We start from the raw sequence: 20,311 nt of genomic DNA, 5'->3' as shown, positions 1-20,311 counted from the left end.
TAACATAAGTGCTTCTTAAATAGTTATAAGTGCACTAATACTTCAACCATCGGCTGAGCTTGGGTCTGAATACTCTTTGTCTTTATTATGATTGTCATAAATATCTTTGGCCATATAAATAGCTTGAAGCATAGATGATTCACTAGCTATGTTTTTGCCTGCGATGTCATAGGCAGTACCATGGTCAGGAGAGGTTCTTATAACAGGTAAGCCGGCCGTGAAATTAACGCCGTTTTCAAATGCCAGGGTTTTAAAAGGTATCAGGCCCTGATCATGATACATGGCCAAAACGGCATCAAATTTTGTGTAATCGTTTTTACCAAAAAAGCCATCAGCAGGGTAAGGGCCAAATACTAACTTGCCAGCACTTTTAAATTGATTAATTACTGGCTTAATTACATGGTCGTCCTCCTTTCCTAAAAGGCCATTTTCACCAGCGTGAGGGTTTAGGCCAAGAAGTGCTATTTTTGGTTTTTGAATACCAAAATCATTTCTTAGAGAAGATTCCATTATATTCAGCTTCTGTGTAATGAGCTCTTTTGTAAGTTTTTTGCTTACATCTTTAAGAGGTAGGTGGCCAGTAACAACTCCTATTTTAAGGTTATCAGTGGCCATAAACATTAGACTTTCTTTAGCTCCAAATTTTTGAGTGAAGTACTCTGTATGCCCTGCAAACTTAAATTGATCGTTTTGTATATTGTTTTTATTTATAGGAGCGGTAACTATGGCATCTATAAGACCTTGCTTTAGGTGTTGGGTAGCTTTTTCCAATGCTAGAAAAGATGATTTGCCTCCACCTTCTGTTACTTCACCTGTATTGATTTCAATCATTTCATTCCAGCAATTCACCACATTAATTTTTCGGTTCTGGAATTTGCCATCATCTTTGATCTGAGTAAAATTGAAATCCTCATATTTTAAGGTTTTTTTATAAAATGAAAGCACCTTTGATGACCCATAAATAACAGGGGTGAGATAATTAAGTAAACGGTTATCTCTGAGTGATTTAATGATTACTTCTGGACCTATTCCATTGATGTCTCCTATAGTAATTCCGATTCTTGGTTTATCCTGATGTTTTGAATGATTGCTCATTATTTTTTCTATATCTTTAGCCGCCACCTGAAGACAGAAGGCGGAATTCTTGTGTTAAAGGTGTATGCAATTTAAATTTTTTTCTTTTCATTGAAAAAACATGGTTAAACCTAAAAAACATCTAGGTCAGCATTTTCTTAAGGATAATGACATCGCTCGTGATATAGTGAAGGCTGTAAAGCAGCATAAAAAAGGAATGAAAATATTGGAAATTGGGCCAGGAACGGGCGTTTTAACTCAATTTTTAATGGAAGACTATGCTGATGACATAATACTTATTGATCTTGATAGAGAGTCTATTAATTATTTAGAAAAGCATTATAGTGAAATAAAAGAAAATATTATATACGGAGATTTTCTTAAGCTAGATCTCCGAGAGCGCTTGGGAGAAGAGTATATAGTGATCGGAAACTTTCCTTATAACATTTCTTCGCAAATCTTCTTTAAGATATTGGATGATAAAGAAAAGGTTGTGGAAGTGGTGGGCATGCTGCAGAAGGAAGTAGCAGAGCGACTGGCGTCTCCTCCAGGCAATAAAAACTATGGTATATTAAGTGTCTTATTACAGGCATATTATGATATAGAATATTTGTTTACTGTAGGAAGAGAGGTTTTTGATCCGCCGCCAAAGGTGCAGTCTGGTGTGATAAGGTTAGTGAGGAATGATAGGCAAGCGTTAGATTGTGATGAAGACCTTTTTAAAAGAGTGGTGAAGCAGGGTTTCCAAAACAGAAGGAAAACCTTGCGCAACGCACTAAAACCGTTAAATTTGACAGATGAAGTAAAGCAGCTTCCTGTACTAAACAAGCGCGCTGAAGAGCTTTCTGTGAAAGAGTTTGAGGAATTGACTAATACCGTTGCTATTGGAAGAATTAATGAAGTTTGAATTAACAAATGATTTTCGCGAGCGCTTTTCACAGGCTGTGGATGAGCGTGATGAAGCTTTTATTATAGCATCTTTGGAAGGAGAAAAGCCTGCGGATATTTCGGCTCTGTTGCATGAGTTTGAAACTGAAGATTCCAAATACGTTATAGATTTACTTCCATCAGAAGTGAGAGCTGATATTATCAATGATCTTGATGAGGATATCAGAAGCCGTTTTCTAAGGGTTTTTGAACCCACAGAAATTACTGAGATCGTTAATCATCTTGACTCTGACGATGCCGTTGACATCTTAAATGAGCTGCCAATTAAGGAGCGAGAGGAGGTTATTGCCTGCATAGATAATCAGGAGAAAGAGGCTAACATACTTGATCTACTAAGGTATGATGAAGATGTAGCTGGTGGTCTTATGGCTAAAGAGTTGATCAAGGCTAATTTAAACTGGAGTGTAGTGCGGTGTATTGAAGAAATACGTCGGCAGGCTGAAAATGTACAGAAACTTTATTCTGTATATGTGGTAGATGATAATGATAAACTGCTAGGCCGCGTATCTCTAAAGAAAATTATTCTGGCTGAAGATAATATGCATATAGCGGATATTTATGACCCAGGTGTTACTTCTGTGGAGACTTACATGTCAGAAGAAGAAGTGGCACAAGTGATGCGTAAATATGATTTGGAAGCTGTACCAGTAGTTAATATGCAAGGTAAGTTATTAGGAAGAATTACCATTGATGATGTGGTGGATGTAATTACCGAGCTGGCAGATGAAGAAAGACAGATGATGTCTGGTATTTCTGAAGATGTAGAGGAGGCGGATAGTATTTGGATGCTTACCAGAGCCCGATTGCCCTGGCTTATAGTAGGGGTCATGGGAGGCTTTATAAGTGCCAGGCTCATAGGCGTTTTTGAGGAGGAACTTACCAGAATAACAGCTATTGCTTTTTTTATACCCCTTATTCAGGCTACTGGGGGTAACGTAGGTATACAATCTTCATCTATAGTACTGCAAAGTTTGGCTAATCCTTCTGCTTTTAATGATAGTATGCAGAAGAGGCTTTTTAAAGTGTTTGTAATAGCCGCTTTAAATGGAGCAGTACTGGCTACGCTAGTTTATGGAGGCAACTTGCTTACAGGCGGTGCTGTTAATTTGGCCTTAGTGGTTTCTACAGCTTTATTTTGTGTGGTACTGATAGCTTCTTTAATAGGTACTATTACCCCGCTTATTTTACATAAGTTTGGGTTTAATCCGGCATTGGCTTCGGGGCCATTTATAACTACTACTAATGACCTTATGGGCTTAGCCATTTATTTTTATACTGTACATCTTTTATTATGAATTGTCTTATTGCAGATTATATGCATGATAGTCTTCAGCAGTTGCTGCTGGATATTGGCGTGCAACCAGATTATCGACCCACCATTACGAGAGAGGATATTTTAGAGATCATATCAGATTATGAAGGTCTTATTATTCGGAGCAAAACGCGTATAGATGAGGAAGTAGTTAGTAAAGCCTCAAAACTTTTGTTTATTGCTAGAGCCGGAGCAGGCATCGATAACCTGGATGAAGAGGCTATAGAAAAACGAAATATTAAAATATTTAATGCGCCTGAAGGAAATAGAAATGCATTAGGAGAACATACACTAGGTCTGTTGCTTTCTTTGATGAACAATATAGCGCGTTCTGACAAGGAAGTGAGAGAATATACCTGGGATAGAGAAGGAAATCGTGGATATGAGGTGGAAGGGAGAACGGTAGCTCTCTTGGGTTACGGCCACATGGGAGGATCTTTTGCTAAAAAAGTAAAAGGAATGGGTACTCGTGTTATTGCTTATGATAAGTATAAAAATGACTTCTCTGATGATGTAGTGGAAGAAGTTTCCATGGAAGAGGTTTATAAAGAAGCAGATGTGTTTAGTATACACGTGCCTTTAACCTCGGAAACAAAATCATTGGTAGATTATAATTACATAAGTAAGTTTAGAAAAAATTTTTACCTATTGAATACTTCACGAGGTGAGGTTGTATCTTTAGATGGAGTATGTAAGCACATAGAGGAGGGCAAAATTATAGGTGCAGGACTGGATGTGCTTGAGAATGAAAAACTTAAAACTTTGAGCGAAAAGCAGAAAAAATCATTTGACTATTTAGTTAATTCAGATAAAACATTACTTACACCGCATATTGCAGGATGGTCGTTTGAATCGTATGAAAGGATAAATGAAGTGTTGGTAGGTAAGATAAGAGGCTTTTTAAGTAAAAGAAAATAAGAGATATTACATTTTGTAATTCAAAATTGTTATTGAATATAACTTATTTTTTGCTAATATAGCCCTCTACGGATAGTTTATAGTTAGTTTTAATTTTTTGGTATAAAGCGCCCAATGTTGCTTAAAAATCGTAATAAAAAATTTTTAGAATATGTAAATTCAATTGTTGAAAAGCCATTGCTCACATCTGCAATTGTGCTAGTGGTCTTGACAATAATTGTTCTGGGGTTAAGTATGTCTTATTACTTGTCTGAGTTTCATGACTTTTTCGGGCAAGTATTGGCGGAGGCGCACGGCATGCTTTTCGATATAGCTGTGATAGGTATGTTGATTTTCTGGCTTAATAAAAATGGAGAAATTAGGCAGAGAATAAGGACATATAGAGATGAAATAGACGATTTCCGTTTATGGGAATCAGAAGAGGCTGCTTTTAGAACTGTGGGTAATATAAAACGACTTAACAGACATAATATTCATGAGATTAATCTCGTGAATTGTCATTTGGCTCGTACTAATCTTAACTATGTTAATCTATCAGGCTCTAACCTTAATTCGGCAGATATTTCAAATGCGTTCTTAATAGAGACTAATTTGGAAAATACCAGATTGAATCAAACCAATATGGAAAACTCTAACCTGAATCAGGCTTCTCTAAAAGGTGCCTACGCCAGCGGAGCTAACTTTAAAGATGCTTATTTGATTAAGGCCCAGCTAGAAAATGCCTTTCTAATAAAAACGAATTTTAAAAATGCCTTTTTGATGGAAGCTAACCTTAGAAATTGCTATCTTACAGGTGCAAACTTCGAAAATGCGAGCCTATATAAGGCAGATCTAAGAGGAGCTAAGGGGCTGACGATAGACCAGCTCACTCAGGCTAAGACGTTGTACCTAGCGCAGTTTGATGATGAGATTTTGAGCCAAATAAGAACGAATATGCCAGAATTGGTAGGCAAGTAGTTTTAGGCTTACATTTTGAACATCAATTAGGAAATATTAACTTTGTACTACAGAAAATACGACTAAATTAAATCAAACGGTTTCATTTCAGAGGCCGTTATTTGTTTTTTATATAGATTATAAAATTGAAAAAATATGGGACAGGTTGCATACTATACTAAAGAAGGTTTAGATAAGTTAAAAACCGAGCTTAATGAACTCAAGACCAAAGGCAGGTCTGATATAGCTAAACAAATTGCTGAAGCAAGAGATAAAGGTGATTTAAGTGAGAATGCGGAATATGATGCAGCTAAAGATGCTCAAGGGCATTTGGAGGCTAAGATAGCGCAGTTGGAAGAGGTGGTAGGAAATGCCAGGGTAATTGATGAAAGCAGCATTGATACTTCAAAGGTTTCTATTCTTTCTAAAGTGAAAATAAAGAATAGTAAAAACGGAGCTGTGTTTACGTATTCATTGGTGTCAGAAGAAGAGGCGGATCTTAAAGCCAGCAAAATATCAGTGCAATCTCCGATCGGTAAAGGGTTACTTGGGAAGAAGGAGGGAGATACAGCCAAGATTCAAACTCCTGGCGGTGAAATTGAATTTGAAATTGTAGAAATTGGAATCTGATGTCTTCTATATTTACCAAAATAATTAATAGAGAAATCCCTGGTCATATAGTGGCTGAGGATGATGATTTTATTTCTTTTTTAGATATCAGCCCACTAGTGCATGGTCACTGTCTTGTGGTGCCGAAAAAAGAGGTGGATTATATTTTTGACCTAGATGATGAAACGCTTTCAGGTCTAAACATCTTTGCTAAAAAAGTGGCAAAGGGAATAGAGAAGGTTGTGCCATGTCTCAGAATAGGAGTGGCTGTGATAGGTGTAGAGGTTCCTCATACACACATTCACCTGGTTCCGTTAAATGCAGTAGGAGATATTAACTTTGCTAAACCTAAGCTTAGCCCTTCTCAGGAAGAGCTTGCTCAGATGGCCGAGAAAATTAAGGAAACTATCGAGGCTAATTAGATAAAGTCGATATCTACGTTGTAAGGATACCTCATGAGCATCGAGAGTGCTTTTTCAACGGTTAGATCTCCAAAAAGAACATCATAAAGGGCCTCCGTAATAGGGGCTCTTTTTTTTGCAGATTCAACCATCTTTTTTGCAATTCTAACCGTATTTACTCCCTCAGCAACCTCTTCCATAGTAGAGATAATCTCATCTAGAGATTCTCCTTGAGCAAGTCTGTATCCTACCGTATAGTTTCTACTTAATGTACTGTTACAAGTGGCCACTAAGTCACCAATACCAGCTAATCCGAGGAAAGCGTGGACATCACCGCCCATAATTTTGCCTAGATGGATCATTTCTACCATTCCTCGACTGATAAGTAGTCCTTTGGCATTTTCTCCAAGTCCTAGTCCACTGAGTGCGCCAGAAGCTATAGCAATAATGTTTTTAAGCACACCAGCGAGTTCTATGCCTATAAGATCGTTATTTCCATATACCTGAAAGCGATCGTTTCTAAGTAGCCTTTCGCCTTCTTTAATAACTTCCCAATAATGGCTGGCCACTACCGTGGCTGCAGGTTGTGCCTTTGCCATTTCTTTAGCTAGGTTAGGCCCTGCAAGGCAGCCAACTCTGATTACTACACTTTCATCCATGATTACTTCGCTCATAGTTTTAATGTTTTCACGAGTAAGCTCTTTGGTAGAATCTAAGGTTTCTCCTTTTGGGAGAGATATGTCAAGACCTTTGGTTCCGTGAATAAGAATATGATATGGATGAAGGTAGGGTGAAAGCTGCTGCATCATAGAGCGAAAGGCTGATGATGGAACAATAGGAAATATAACATCACAAGCGCTGGCCAGATAGCTTAAATCTCCGGTAGCGGTTATGTTGGTATGAAGCTTTTGTCCCCTGTTCTCCTTTTGCTCGGCAATTTTTCTTATGGTCTCGCTATCCCTGGCGTATAAAAGCACTTCGCTCTTTTCTGCAAGAATGTTAGCTATTGCAGACCCAAAGCTACCAGCTCCTATTACCCCTACAGGTTTTTTAGATATATTCTTCGAGGCCATAGCCATCAGTTCGGTTATGATAATAATATAAAGTCTTCATATCATGCGTGATGATATCACCTTTTTTGTTAAAAAGAAGAGGTCTTTTTGTGTGATACATACCCACGTTGCTGATGCCTAACTTTATTACTTCGTCAATGTCATTTTTTAAATGGGGAGCAATATTAACCATTTTCTTTTTCTTGAGTTTATAGACTTCCTCTCTTAATCTACCAAAGCACTCTTTAAACTCGTTGTATTCTATGATGAGATCCTCTTCTGGCAGTCTGAGTACATCATACAGGTCTAGCTTATGGTACTTTTTCTTCCATATTTCAAATGCAGTGAAAGCAACTAAATGGCTGGCAAAAACCCTGTTAATACGATGAAATTCCTTAACAATGATTTTGCTTAAGCGGCGGGTGTACTCATCTTCTCTTTGCGGGTCAATATTAATCTCACCTTGATGTGTGAAATAATCTCGAGTGTCTATAAACCTGCCATGCTGATCGATACTGCGGCCCTGATTGTCTACATAATTACCCAAAAGGTCCATGCCTTTACCAATAGATACTGAAATATCGGATCCCTTGGTGAAAAACTTGAGCATAAACTTAAGCATTTTGTAAGAAGTGGAATATTCATCATTTTCCAGATAATATTTTCCACCTCCCAGTCGCTTTAAGTGCTCATGTATGAGAGCGGGCGCTTCAAGTACAAAGTTGTAATTGATAGTAACAGGAACAATAAATATTTTTTTGCCGCTGTTGTCTGGGTGCTTCATGAAAGTATTTCGTTGAGCTTCCATGGCTGTGCTGAGAAGTCCAAGTTTAAGGTGACTTTCTATTTGCCCTGATCTGGAACGTGTGCCTCCCGGAAAGAAAAGGCTATGAGCTCCTTCTTGCAAAGCAAGGTTGGAATACATTTTCAATGTCTCCAGATATATGAAATTCTTTTTTCTTCTATCTACTTTATAAGCACCCAGGCTATTCATAAAGTAGGCGAAAATTTTAATATTAAATAGATTTAGTCCTGCGCCATAAATAAATGCAGGTAAGCCTAATACATGTATTACCCATCCTATAAGTACAGAATCAAGGTTACTGAAGTGAGTAGGAACCATCACCACAGTGCCTATTTTAGCCAGCTTTCTTAATTGCTTAGCTTTTCCAGTGATCTGTATTTTGTCTCTGAGGGTATATTGATTCCTGAAAAATGCACCAAATCTCTTTACCCGAGTGGCATTGAGTAAGCGGGCGAAACCAAATTTTATGATTTCACGGGCCAGTTTATACCTGCTTTTTTTGAAGTTACCAGCTATTTCCTGAGCATAACGTCGGATGATTCGTCTTAAGATCTCCTCCTCTTCAGTTCTGGATTCTGGTTTTCCTGCAAGTTCAAGCAGGTCATTTTTCACATTTTCCCAAAATTTATATTCGTCAGGAGGATCTACTCTCCACGGGTTTTGCTTTATTCTCAGCTTTTCTCTGTGCAGGGTGGTTTCTAGCTCTTCACGTAGCTCCTGAGTGCCAGGGTTTTCTTCAGTAACTCTTTTCAGCGTTTCTTCTACCGTACGCTCTATAAACTCTTTTCTTCTTTTATTTAACTGTACTACAGGCCAGTGCTTGGTGCCTGGAAGAATGGGTTTGTAGGATTTATTTTTAGACTTGCCTTTAGGCTTCATTAGAAAGTTTTTGTGAACCTCAAATATACAGGAAACTACAAAATAAGAGACTATACCTCTTTTATATATTCCAAAGGAATCTTGTGATGAATAACAGGTTCGAGCTCCTCATTGTTAGAACTAGATAGAAATGATACTTGAGCACTGCCATTAGGAAAGGAAAGTATCACTTCATCTGGCCTAATTTGTAGTTGTTTCATTTGATAGTTAAAATACAACCTTATAGGCTCATCTGGTATAAATTCCCCATTTTTTTGAGCATTTACCCACTGATGTTTTGGGTATACAAAATAATAGAAGTCAAGCGCTTCTTTATTTCTTATAAATGTTCTTACGTACGAAGAAAAACTTTTCAGATGAACGGTGGGTGAAGGTATGAAGAAGTCATAATTTTTGATGGAGGTGTGTATGGTTAATACTTTTGTTCCTTGAACCCCATAATATATAAGGAGTACACCTATGAACGCTAAAGAAAATAGTAACCATACGTTAAAGTAATGGTGGAATAGGGCATGAAGACTTAAAGGTGTTAATATTCCTCCTATAACCAGTGGAAGTAATATCAGTCTGTGACCAAAGGATATTTCTTGAATGCTTTCTAGGGAGAATGGACTTAAAATGCCTTTTTCCTTAACAAAAAGGTGGTTTTTAGATAAAAAGCAAGCATTTTTCATGTCCTTTGCCTTGCGTAGATAGCAAAATGCAATTACTGACTCATCACCTATATGCATAACTTACAGAACTTTACTGATAGCTTTAGAAAATACCTGAAACATGCTTCGGAAGTTTTTTAGTACTTCTTGAATAAATTCCTCACTTACAATTTCTTTTAGGTCATTTTCTCCCGTTATATCTAGTTCATTGATTTTAAAAGACTGCTCCATGCTCCCTTGCTCTATCTTTATGATATATTTTCCATTCCAATGGAATAAGGTGATTTTACAATCTTTATGGGGTATTTCTCCTACTACTCTCATTTGTTTCTTCTTTTACTGTTACAAGTATAGGTAATAATGGTTTATAAGACCTTTATGATTTATTTTTAAAATTAAGTATACCCAAATTAAATTCTGAAATTTATGTAACTTATTCCTTAAATTTAATGTTCAATATAACCAGAATCATTTCATCGTTTTTGTGAATAGCTACATTAAGAATATAATCAGATTTACGGCTTTTTCGGTCCTGTCATTTTTTGTGTCATTTACTAATGAAGTGCAGGCTACCCATTTGAGGGCCGGAGAAATAATAGTAAGAAGGATATCCTGTGATGCTAATAAATATGAGATTACCATCATAGTTTATACTGATACTGGTTCAGATGTGAGGTTTGGAGAAGGACTGCTAGATTTTGGTGATGGCACTGAACCTCTGCCTCTTCCTCAGATAGATAATACTTCTAGAGGAGATTTAGGAAAGGATGTAGGTACAGCCAGCTTTACTACTGTTCATACTTATTCTTCAGCCGGCCGATTTAAGATAGGCTATGTAGAAGCCAATAGAAATGAAGGCGTTCTTAATATTAACAACTCAGTAAATACCACCTTTTATGTAGAAACAGAGATTTTTATAGATCCATTTGTGGGTTGTAATAATTCTCCTGTTTTACTTATTCCGCCTATCGATAGGGCCTGTCCTGGAGTAGCTTTTTATCATAATCCGGGAGCGTATGATCCTGATGGAGATAGTTTGTCCTATGAATTGGTAACTCCTAAAATGAGTTTAGGAACCAATGTAAATGGCTACGAGCATCCTAATGATCGCCAGTTTTATAATAGCTATTCAAATGCTAATGAAGATATGGATGGTCCTCCGGATTTCGAGATAGATCCTTTAACAGGAGAGTTGACTTGGGATTCTCCGGGAGCGATAGGAGAGTATAATATTGCTTTTGTGGTAAGAGAATGGAGGTTTATAGCAGGAGAGTGGGTTCAAATGGGTTTTGTAACTCGTGATATGCAAATTATAGTAGAAGATTGTGAGAATGAGAGACCTGAGCTTATTATTCCTGAAGATATATGTGTAGAGGCAGGGGAGTCAGTAGAAGAAGCCATTATAGGCACTGATCCTGATGGTGATCAGGTCAAGATTGAAGCGGCTTCTCTTGTTTTTTCTAAAGGGGCCACATTGGAGCCTGATTCAGTTTTTAGAAATTCTCCTCTAACGGCAGATTTTAAATGGCAAACTTCATGTGAAGATATAAGCCTAACCCCATATAAGGTAACTTTCAAAATATCAGACAATCCTCCTAATGGACCTTCTTTGGTGAGTTTTGCTACCTGGAACATTACGGTCGTAGGACCAGCTCCGGTGCTTGTAGCTGCTAATCAAGAAAATCAAAGTATTGTTTTAGATTGGGATGCATACACTTGTAAGAATGCAGACCAGATACAGGTATGGAGAAGGGTGGATAGTAATCCTTATGAGCCTGATGATTGTGAAACAGGTATACGAGAAGAGGCCGGCTATCAGCTTTTAACTGAAGTTGATGCAAACTCCGTAAGTTATAGAGACAGCGACCTGTCTCCAGGGGCAAAATATTGTTATAGATTAGTAGCTACTTTTCCAAGTCCTTATGGTGGAGAGAGTATAGTTTCTAATGAAATTTGTTCTGAACCAACATTAGCCACCGAACCAGTAATTACCAGGGTAAGTGTAGATGTTACAGACCAAGCAGATGGAAGGATTACTCTTGAATGGCGTGAGCCGTTTGATTTAGGAACATTAACAGCTCCTTTGTTCTATAGAATTTATAGGTCTGAAGGTCAAACAGGAAGTGCTAACCGAGTGATGTTGGTTGATAAATTTAAAGTGGACAGTACAGACCCTATATTGTCTACTTATAAGGATAGTCTTCTTAATACAACAGATCTTTCCTATAATTATGAAGTAGTGCTACTCGATGGAGACGATGAAATTCCCTCAGCCGGTACAGCTACCAAGGCTTCTAGTGTAAGATTGACTCCTGTGCCTCAGCTTAAAAAAATTAGATTGGAATGGGAGGCTGTAGTGCCGTGGTCTAATAGTATTGTAAATCCTCCGGAAGATAGCAAGCATTTAATATATAGAGGAGAGGAAGGAGCTAAGGAAGATGATTTAGTGTTGATTGATGAAGTGGATGTGACACAATTTGGGTATGTGTATATTGATTCTGGTCAATATGATAATACGGAGCTTAGAGATGATCGGATATATTGTTATCGTATCATGACCAAGGGTACATATGGTAATCCCGATATATATTCACCTTTGTTGAACTACTCTCAGATAGTTTGTGCTCAGCCTAGTGATACGGTTCCTCCATGTAAGCCTTCGGTTACCATTTCTCAACCTGATTGTAATAGCAACTCTTGTGGTTTTACTGATTTTGAAAATGTATTAACCTGGGATGTTGGTTTTGAAGGAAGCTGCGAGAGTGGTGATGTAGCCTATTATGAGGTGTATTATGCAGAGAGTACAGAGGCTGAATTTGAAATTATAGCAAATGTTGAAACGGCTTCATTCACTCATAGAGGCCTAGATTCTTATAAAGGGTGTTATAAGGTTAGGGCGGTAGATCGATCAGGAAATATGAGTGAGTTTAGTGAATCGTTTTGTATTGATAACTGCCCGCATTACGAGTTGCCTAATCTGCTTACCCCTAACAATGACAATTGTAATGACTTATTTAGCGCCTATGGGCAGGAAGGTAATATGCAAGATGAAAATGGGCAGATCATTAGTCAATGTGGAGAGGTTTTAGATCCTACTAAATGTGCCAGATTTGTTGAGTCAGTAGACTTTACTGTATTTAACAGATGGGGTAAAAAGGTATACCACTATAAAGGAAAATCGGGATCAGAAAATGGCATTTATATTAACTGGGATGGTAGAGATGAAACGGGAGCTAATTTATCATCAGGAGTGTATTATTATCAGGCTGATGTAACCTTCGATGTGGTAGACCCATCTAATGCGAAACAACAGTTTAAAGGATGGATACACATAATGAGGTGATATTGCCAAAAGAGAAGGAAATTATATTCTTTGATGGGGTGTGCAATTTATGCAATGGCTTTGTCAACTATATTATAGATAGAGATACTCAAAAACAGTTTGTATTTGCGTCATTACAGTCAGAGCAGTCTAAAAATATACTCCAAAATTATGACTTCGACCCCTCTAGGCTTAGCTCGGTAGCTTTATTGCAAAGTAATGGAGAGCTGCTGGTAAAGAGTGATGCAGCACTGAAGATACTCACTAAGCTGGGAGGAGGGCTTAAGTGGCTTTCTGTTTTTTATATATTCCCTTCATTTATGAGAAACCTTTTTTATGATATTATAGCCAGATATCGCTATAAATGGTTTGGGAGAAAGGATCAATGCAGGATACCTACGCCAGAGTTAAAGCAACGTTTTTTAGATGCTTATTAAAAATCTACTATTTTTGCCCTCTAATTATTGACTGTTAAGGTCTAAAATCTATTTTAAACACAACCATTAATTATAATATGAAGGCATTTGTATTCCCAGGACAGGGAGCTCAGTTTACAGGAATGGGTAAAGAGCTGTATGATAACAATGAGCAGGCGAAAGGTATGTTTGAAGCCGCTAATGATATTCTTGGGTTTAAAATCACAGATATAATGTTTGCAGGATCAGCTGATGACCTGAAGCAAACTAACGTTACACAACCTGCGGTTTTTATTCACTCTGTGGTGTTAGCATCTCAGGCAGAAAATTTTGCTCCAGATATGGTGGCAGGTCACTCTTTAGGTGAATTCTCTGCGTTGGTGGCCAATAAAACCCTTACTTTCGAAGATGGCCTTAAGCTGGTTTCTCAGCGAGCGCAGGCTATGCAGAAGGCATGTGAGAAAAATCCTTCTACTATGGCAGCAGTGCTAGGCCTGGAAGATGCCGCTGTGGAAGAAGTTTGTGCTGCTATTGACGGGATAGTAGTAGCTGCTAATTATAATTGCCCAGGGCAGCTGGTAATATCTGGTTCTAATGAGGCTGTAGCTGAGGCTTGTGTTAAGCTTAAAGAAGCAGGCGCTAAAAGAGCATTGCCGCTTGCCGTAGGAGGAGCTTTCCACTCACCTTTGATGGAGTCAGCGCAAGTAGAATTAGAGACTGCCATAAAGGAAACAACATTTTCTACTCCTATATGTCCGGTATATCAGAATGTAAATGCTCAACCAGCGTCTGATATAGAAGTAATCAAAACTAATTTAATAGCTCAGCTTACGGCTCCAGTGAAATGGACGCAGTCTGTTCAACAAATGGTGGCAGATGGTGCTACAGAATTTGTGGAATGTGGCCCAGGAAAAGTATTGCAAGGGCTAGTGAAAAAAATCGCTTCAGGTGTAGAGGTGAGCGGAGTTAGCTAATCAATTCGTTTTACTTGCAGCGAATCAATACACTTATAAAGTAGCTCCTGATTACTGGCCTTTAAAATTGGGTGAATGTAATCTGGAGCTATTTCTGTTAATGGCTCTAAGGTGAATTTTCTTTCAGGTATTCCGGGGTGGGGAATAATGAGATTTTCATTTTCAATCACTTCTTGGTGGTAATAAAGAATATCTATATCAATAACTCTGCTGCCCCATTTTTCTAATCTTACCCTACCTAAATCACTTTCAATTTTCTGGATTTTACCTAAAATGCTTTCTGCAGATAGCTCAGACTGTACTTTTAATACTTGATTGTAAAAAGAGGGTTGATTTTCCTTGCCCCAAGCAGCGGTCTCATAAAGAGCTGATGAATTAATAATAGTGCCTATTTCATGAGATATCAGGTTTCTAGCCTGATCTAACATGTTTTTTTTATCACCTAAATTAGAGCCTAAGAGTAAATATATTCCTTCCATCATAAATATGCTCAAAAATAGAAATCTGCCATTATTTATGTATTGTTTAGTTGCTATTTTTGTTAGATTATAATGTAGAATGACCGCTCCCCTGAGGAGAGAATGGCTCTTTTTACTAATAGTTTATATTTGATATGAAACCGGTGGTGTAAGCTGCTACTACTTAACTTTTAAATTTTAGATATTAATGAAATTCTTAAGAAATTTTCTGGCCTCATTTTTAGCGCTGGTAATCTTCAGTGTGCTGGGAGTGCTGGTTTTTGTTGGCGTTATAGCGGTTATGTCGGCAGAAGAGACCGTCAAGGTCTCCTCCAAAAGCATACTTCATCTTAATTTGGATCGCCCTATCTCAGAGGTGGAATTTGAAAACCCTTTTGGGGAAGTAGGGATTGTTGCCAGCTCGCCTAGTTCAATAGGATTAGTACAGCTGAAGGAGGTCATAGCTCATGCTAAGAGCAATGAAAATATTGAAGGTATATTGTTGGAATCTCCTAGACTCATGGCGGGAAAGGCCACTGTAGAAGAAATAAGGATGGCATTGGAGGATTTTAAATCCTCAGGAAAGTTTGTGGTTGCTTATGGAGAGTATTATACAGAGGGGGCTTATTATCTTGCTTCAGTGGCTGATGAAATATATATGCACCCGGAAGGAGATTTGGAGTTTAATGGATTATCTGCCAATGTTACTTTTTTGAAAGGCTTATTTGATAAGTTAAATATTGAACCTCAAATATTTAGAGTGGGCCAGTTTAAAAGTGCGGTGGAGCCTCTCATGCGTACTGATATGAGTGAGGAAAATAGACTTCAGCTTACTTCTATGCTTAATAGCATAAATAATCACTCTATAGCTAATGTAGCTAAAAGTAGAGGCTTGTCAGAAGCAGATGTGAAGCAAATGTCTGAGGAAATGTTGGCAAGACAACCAGAAGATGCCGTAAAGTATGGTTTGCTAGACAGTCTCACTTATTATGATGGAGTGATTTCATTTTTAAAGAAAAAAGTGGGAAAAGATGAGGATAAAGACCTTTCATTAGTAAAATATGAAAAGTATAAAAAGAATGTAGGAAGCTTTAAAAGCTCAGATAATGAAGTGGCTGTGATTGTTGCTTCAGGTGAAATAACTTCTGGAGAAGGTGATATGAATACTATAGGTTCCGATTCATTTGTTAAAGAAATAAGAAAAGCTAGAAAGGATGATGGTATAAAAGCGATAGTGCTAAGGATAAATTCTCCAGGAGGCAGTTTTGTAGCTTCTGATATTATGTGGAGAGAAATTAAATTGACCAGTGAAGTAAAGCCTGTGATTGCTTCTATGTCTGATGTGGCTGCATCAGGAGGTTATTATATGAGTATGGCTTGTGATACCATTGTGGCTCAGCCCAACACTATAACTGGTTCCATTGGTATTTTTGGTGTTATCTTTAATTTTAAAGATTTCCTTAATGATAAATTAGGGGTAACCAATGAGGAAGTTAATACTGGAAAATTTTCAGGTATGCTTACTGTAACAAGGCCTTTGACTGAAGAAGAAAAGGCTATTGTACAAGAGGACATTAACAATGGATATGAGACTTTTGTAACTAAAGCGGCTCAAGGAAGGGGTATGACTGTAGATAATATTAAATCAGTGGCCTCTGGACGAGTATGGACAGGAGAGCAGGCTAAAAACAATGGATTGGTAGATATTTTAGGTGATTTTGATGATGCTGTGAAGATAGCTGCTAATGCAGCTGGAGTGCAAGATGATTATAAAGTTAGATATTACCCTAAGCAACGGTCTATTTTTGAAGAGTTCTTTAAAGAACTGGAGGGCGATACCAAAGCAGAGGCTATAAAAGCAGAATTGGGAGAGTTGTATCCATATTTTGAAATGCTTAAAAAAACTGAGAACTTGAAGGGTGTTCAGGCTAGATTACCATATGAATTGAATCTAAATTAATATTCTGATCAAAATTATTGAATAAAGCTAAAGGGCTTTTAATTCTTATGTGCTTACTTTGAGTCTTAAACTACTACCAAATGACTGAAATACGTAACGATTGGACTAGAGAAGAAATTAGTGAAATATATCATTCACCATTATTGAATTTGATTTATCGTGCGGCCACGGTGCATAGAGAATATCATGATACTGGTGAAGTTCAGGTATGTACTTTGCTTTCCGTGAAAACAGGAGGGTGCCCAGAGGACTGTGCATATTGTCCGCAGGCTGCACGCTATCATACTGATGTGAAAGTGCATAAACTACTACCTACAGAAGAGGTTTTGCAAAAAGCCAAAGAGGCTAAAGAGGCAGGTAGTACAAGGTTTTGCATGGGAGCTGCCTGGAGAGAAGTGAGAGATAATAAAGACTTTGACAGAGTTTTAGACATGGTGAAGGGCGTAAATGCCATGGATATGGAAGTGTGCTGCACATTAGGCATGCTTACTGAAGATCAGGCTATGAAGTTAAAAGATGCGGGTCTTTATGCCTATAATCATAATCTTGATACTAGTGAGGAGCATTACGAAGAGATAATCTCTACTCGTAGTTATGACGATAGGCTAGAAACTATAGATAATGTGAGAAAGGCCAAAATATCGGTATGCTCAGGAGGAATTATCGGAATGGGTGAGGGAGATAAAGACAGAATTGGAATGCTACTTACTTTGTCTACTCTAGAAGAGCATCCTGAATCAGTGCCTGTTAATGCATTGGTGCCAGTGGAAGGAACACCATTAGCAGAACAACCAAGAGTGTCTGTATGGGAGATGATAAGGATGATTGCCACAGCTAGAATTATCATGCCTAAGGCTATGGTTAGACTCTCTGCAGGAAGGGTTAAAATGAATATGGAAGAGCAGGCTTTGTGCTTTATGGCAGGGGCTAACTCTATATTTGCTGGTGATAAGTTATTAACCACTCCTAATAATGATGTAGTGGTAGATGATGAGATGTTTCAAGTTTTAAACTTAAAACCTAGGAAGGCTCATAAAGGAGAAGCTTCTGTGAAGTTTGAGCAGATACCAAGCTGAGTTATTGATTCATAAAATGATAGACATAAAAAAAAAGCCCGAAACTCGGGCTTTTTTTTTATGCTTATGGAGAAAGAAGAAATTAACCTTCTTTATTACTCATTTTCTTTCTATCACTCTCGTTTAGGAATATCTTCCTCATTCTCATTGATTTCGGAGTAACTTCAAGATATTCATCCTTTTGAATGTATTCTAAAGCTTCTTCTAAAGAGAATTTTTTAGCAGGTGCAATTTTAGCATTGCTGTCAGATCCGGAAGCTCTCATGTTAGTAAGCTTTTTACCTTTCTGTATGTTTACAACCAAGTCATTGTCTCTTGAGTGCTCACCGATTACTTGTCCCATGTAAAGCTCTTCTCCTGGATCTACAAAGAAAACGCCTCTGTCTTGTAGCTTATCAATAGAGTAAGCTGTAGAAGGGCCTGACTCCATAGATATTAGAGATCCATTGATCCTTCCAGGAATTTCACCCTTATAAGGCGCATATTCTTTAAATCTGTGAGTCATGATGGCCTCTCCAGCAGTAGCTGTCAATACGTTGTTTCTTAGGCCAATGATTCCTCTTGCAGGGATATCGAACTCAAGATGTTGTAAATCACCTTTAGGTTCCATGATTTTCAGTTCGCCTTTTTTAGCGCTAACTAGTTCTATCACTTTACCTGAAGTCTCCTGTGGTACATCTACTACTAAGTGCTCTATAGGCTCGTGTTTTACACCATCTATTTCTTTAATTAAAACCTGAGGCTGTCCTACTTGTAATTCGTAGCCTTCTCTTCTCATGGTTTCAATTAATACAGATAAGTGAAGAATACCTCTTCCGAATACATTAAATCTGTCTTCTGAGCTGGTATCTTCTATTCTTAAAGCTAGGTTTTTTTCAGTTTCCTTGTATAAACGATCACGAAGGTGTCTTGAAGTTACAAATTTACCTTCCTTACCAAAGAATGGAGAGTTGTTAATAGTGAATAACATACTCATAGTAGGTTCATCTATAGCTATACGAGGAAGAGGTTGAGGGTTTTCAAGGCTGGTTACTGTGTCTCCCAATTCAAAACCTTCTATACCTACCAAAGCACATATTTCACCTGAAGATGCGTCTGGCACACGTTTCTTGCCAAGACCTTCAAAAATATGAACCTCTCTAACTTTTTGTCTTTTTACGCTTCCATCGGCTTTAGTTAAGCCTACAGTGTCACCTTCTTTTACTGTGCCTTGGTTAATACGACCAATGGCTATTCTACCCACATAAGATGAAAAGTCTAGTGAAGTAACCTGCATTTGTAGTATACCTTCGTTTTGTGGTGCTGGTGGTATAAATTCCACTATAGCATCTAAAAGCGGTATAATGTTATCAGTAGGCTGGTTCCAGTCATTATTCATCCATCCTTGTTTAGATGAACCGTACAAAGTAGGGAAATCTAGCTGCTCTTCTGTAGCGTCCAGGTTAAACATCAGGTCAAATACCTGCTCATGAACCTCATCAGGACGACAGTTTTCTTTATCCACTTTATTTACAACTACTATTGGCTTAAGGCCTAGTGAAAGAGCCTTGCCCAATACGAATCGTGTTTGTGGCATAGGGCCTTCAAAAGCATCTACCAAGAGTATTACACCATCGGCCATTTTTAAAACCCTTTCTACTTCACCTCCAAAATCGGCGTGACCTGGAGTGTCAATAATGTTGATTTTTACATCATTATATCGAACAGAAACGTTCTTAGACACAATAGTGATACCTCTTTCTTTCTCTAAGTCCTCATTATCAAGAATAAGGTCGTCAGACTCTTCGTTATCTCTTAATATTTTTGAGGCATGGATAATTTTGTCGACCAAAGTAGTTTTACCGTGGTCAACGTGAGCTATAATAGCTACGTTTCTAATATTTTGCATAGACTGAAATTGAGCTGCAAAGCTAATAATTTAAAAGCAAACAAATGTTATTGAAATTTAATTTTACAGGCGATACGTTTATTTCTGTAAATAAGTTTCTTGATTTTTCTACAAAATAACCATTTGGGATGTGACAAGAAAGTTTCGAGATTGTTTCGTCGGTTATAGAAAAACTTTTTTTTGTCACAAATTTGGAGTGTACCTTAGCAAGATAAGTATGTATAATTAAGTATATACTCTTAGTTTTTTAAAGGTAACCTTATATTGCAATGAAAATTTAAAAATTTTTGATCTGATGATTTGGGTTATTATTATGTGATAATTAATTGTTGCGTCTTTATTGTGCAAGACAAAGAAAAGCCCTGAACACAATATTCAGGGCATGTTAGGTTTTGTTAAAGATATGCTCGCGTTTTTCACTAAGCCAGCTTAGATCTTCTATAAATCGGCTCAGTATGATCTTTACATTTATTTGCTTATCAATGGTGAAAATCAATGAGAAGCTAAAGATCATGTTTATAATGAGAGATGTTTATTATTTGGTTTGTCGTTTTTGAATTGAATATAAAGGTTTGGGGAGCCGTGCATCCGTTTCGTGGGATGTGTCTCTCTTCTATTCTTAAGTTTTTT

At 37.6% G+C, this 20,311-nt stretch carries 18 protein-coding genes; 11 read left to right on the top strand and 7 right to left on the bottom strand.

Annotated features, from left to right (window positions below; translation table 11 throughout):
* Nucleotides 1–42 precede the first annotated feature (42 nt).
* Nucleotides 43–1,095: a 4-hydroxythreonine-4-phosphate dehydrogenase PdxA gene (pdxA, locus tag JL102_RS09720; protein WP_202244207.1), complete on the bottom strand. Its 1,053-nt coding sequence runs from the start codon at nucleotides 1,093–1,095 to the stop codon at nucleotides 43–45.
* 100 nt (nucleotides 1,096–1,195) lie between these two features.
* Here pdxA and rsmA point away from each other — a divergent pair, with 100 nt between their 5' ends.
* The 6 genes from rsmA (at nucleotide 1,196) to JL102_RS09690 (ending at nucleotide 6,219) form a co-directional block, all read left to right on the top strand.
* The gene (gene rsmA, locus JL102_RS09715; protein WP_202244206.1) at nucleotides 1,196–1,981 is read left to right on the top strand and encodes a 16S rRNA (adenine(1518)-N(6)/adenine(1519)-N(6))-dimethyltransferase RsmA; all 786 of its coding nucleotides are present in this window, start codon (nucleotides 1,196–1,198) and stop codon (nucleotides 1,979–1,981) included.
* Complete coding sequence (gene mgtE, locus JL102_RS09710; RefSeq protein ID WP_202244205.1) at nucleotides 1,971–3,317, top strand: magnesium transporter; 1,347 nt, start codon at nucleotides 1,971–1,973, stop codon at nucleotides 3,315–3,317. The genes rsmA and mgtE overlap by 11 nt, the downstream gene beginning before the upstream one ends.
* Nucleotides 3,314–4,252, top strand: coding sequence for an NAD(P)-dependent oxidoreductase (locus JL102_RS09705; protein WP_202244204.1), 939 nt, complete (start codon nucleotides 3,314–3,316; stop codon nucleotides 4,250–4,252). Before mgtE ends, JL102_RS09705 begins: the two co-directional genes overlap by 4 nt.
* Nucleotides 4,253–4,486: 234 nt before the next feature.
* A complete protein-coding gene (locus JL102_RS09700) occupies nucleotides 4,487–5,209 on the top strand; it encodes a pentapeptide repeat-containing protein (protein ID WP_237390544.1) in 723 nt (240 codons plus the stop codon).
* A 135-nt stretch (nucleotides 5,210–5,344) separates the two neighbouring features.
* Complete coding sequence (gene greA / locus JL102_RS09695) at nucleotides 5,345–5,818, top strand: transcription elongation factor GreA (RefSeq protein WP_202244202.1); 474 nt, start codon at nucleotides 5,345–5,347, stop codon at nucleotides 5,816–5,818.
* The gene (locus tag JL102_RS09690; RefSeq protein ID WP_202244201.1) at nucleotides 5,818–6,219 is read left to right on the top strand and encodes an HIT family protein; all 402 of its coding nucleotides are present in this window, start codon (nucleotides 5,818–5,820) and stop codon (nucleotides 6,217–6,219) included. Before greA ends, JL102_RS09690 begins: the two co-directional genes overlap by 1 nt.
* Here JL102_RS09690 and JL102_RS09685 read toward each other — a convergent pair.
* From JL102_RS09685 to JL102_RS09670, 4 genes are read right to left on the bottom strand one after another with little or no spacing between them, the layout of a single operon-like run.
* Nucleotides 6,216–7,271: an NAD(P)H-dependent glycerol-3-phosphate dehydrogenase gene (locus JL102_RS09685; RefSeq protein ID WP_202244200.1), complete on the bottom strand. Its 1,056-nt coding sequence runs from the start codon at nucleotides 7,269–7,271 to the stop codon at nucleotides 6,216–6,218. The two genes, JL102_RS09690 and JL102_RS09685, sit on opposite strands and share 4 nt — an antisense overlap.
* The gene (locus tag JL102_RS09680; protein ID WP_202244199.1) at nucleotides 7,249–8,934 is read right to left on the bottom strand and encodes a 1-acyl-sn-glycerol-3-phosphate acyltransferase; all 1,686 of its coding nucleotides are present in this window, start codon (nucleotides 8,932–8,934) and stop codon (nucleotides 7,249–7,251) included. The genes JL102_RS09685 and JL102_RS09680 overlap by 23 nt, the downstream gene beginning before the upstream one ends.
* A 50-nt stretch (nucleotides 8,935–8,984) precedes the next feature.
* A complete protein-coding gene (locus JL102_RS09675) occupies nucleotides 8,985–9,665 on the bottom strand; it encodes a hypothetical protein (protein WP_202244198.1) in 681 nt (226 codons plus the stop codon).
* Nucleotides 9,666–9,668: 3 nt separating this feature from the next.
* Nucleotides 9,669–9,911 carry a hypothetical protein gene (locus JL102_RS09670; protein ID WP_202244197.1) on the bottom strand — a complete coding sequence of 81 codons (243 nt, stop codon included), beginning with the start codon at nucleotides 9,909–9,911 and terminating at the stop codon, nucleotides 9,669–9,671.
* Between the two features lie 220 nt (nucleotides 9,912–10,131).
* Here JL102_RS09670 and JL102_RS24005 point away from each other — a divergent pair, with 220 nt between their 5' ends.
* The 3 genes from JL102_RS24005 to fabD all read left to right on the top strand — a co-directional run bounded on the left by JL102_RS24005 (nucleotide 10,132) and on the right by fabD (nucleotide 14,299).
* Complete coding sequence (locus tag JL102_RS24005) at nucleotides 10,132–12,930, top strand: T9SS type B sorting domain-containing protein (RefSeq protein WP_202244196.1); 2,799 nt, start codon at nucleotides 10,132–10,134, stop codon at nucleotides 12,928–12,930.
* Nucleotides 12,909–13,346, top strand: coding sequence for a thiol-disulfide oxidoreductase DCC family protein (locus JL102_RS09660; RefSeq protein WP_202244195.1), 438 nt, complete (start codon nucleotides 12,909–12,911; stop codon nucleotides 13,344–13,346). Before JL102_RS24005 ends, JL102_RS09660 begins: the two co-directional genes overlap by 22 nt.
* Nucleotides 13,347–13,423: 77 nt before the next feature.
* Entirely contained in the window at nucleotides 13,424–14,299 is an 876-nt protein-coding gene (fabD, locus tag JL102_RS09655; RefSeq protein ID WP_202244194.1) for an ACP S-malonyltransferase, read from the top strand.
* Here fabD and folK read toward each other — a convergent pair.
* The gene (gene folK, locus JL102_RS09650) at nucleotides 14,296–14,781 is read right to left on the bottom strand and encodes a 2-amino-4-hydroxy-6-hydroxymethyldihydropteridine diphosphokinase (RefSeq protein ID WP_317191628.1); all 486 of its coding nucleotides are present in this window, start codon (nucleotides 14,779–14,781) and stop codon (nucleotides 14,296–14,298) included. The genes fabD and folK overlap by 4 nt on opposite strands.
* Nucleotides 14,782–14,965: 184 nt before the next feature.
* Here folK and sppA point away from each other — a divergent pair, with 184 nt between their 5' ends.
* A complete protein-coding gene (sppA, locus tag JL102_RS09645; protein WP_202244193.1) occupies nucleotides 14,966–16,717 on the top strand; it encodes a signal peptide peptidase SppA in 1,752 nt (583 codons plus the stop codon).
* Between the two features lie 80 nt (nucleotides 16,718–16,797).
* Nucleotides 16,798–17,793 carry a biotin synthase BioB gene (gene bioB / locus JL102_RS09640; protein ID WP_202244192.1) on the top strand — a complete coding sequence of 332 codons (996 nt, stop codon included), beginning with the start codon at nucleotides 16,798–16,800 and terminating at the stop codon, nucleotides 17,791–17,793.
* 82 nt (nucleotides 17,794–17,875) lie between these two features.
* Here bioB and typA read toward each other — a convergent pair whose 3' ends face one another.
* A complete protein-coding gene (gene typA, locus JL102_RS09635; RefSeq protein WP_202244191.1) occupies nucleotides 17,876–19,681 on the bottom strand; it encodes a translational GTPase TypA in 1,806 nt (601 codons plus the stop codon).
* Nucleotides 19,682–20,311 lie beyond the last annotated feature (630 nt).

It is taken from the genome of Fulvivirga sediminis (assembly GCF_016757215.1).
GTDB classification, from domain to species: Bacteria; Bacteroidota; Bacteroidia; order Cytophagales; family Cyclobacteriaceae; genus Fulvivirga; species Fulvivirga sediminis.
The sequence above is the reverse complement of the archived record's forward strand: the minus strand, read 5'-3'. Positions and strand labels throughout refer to the sequence as shown.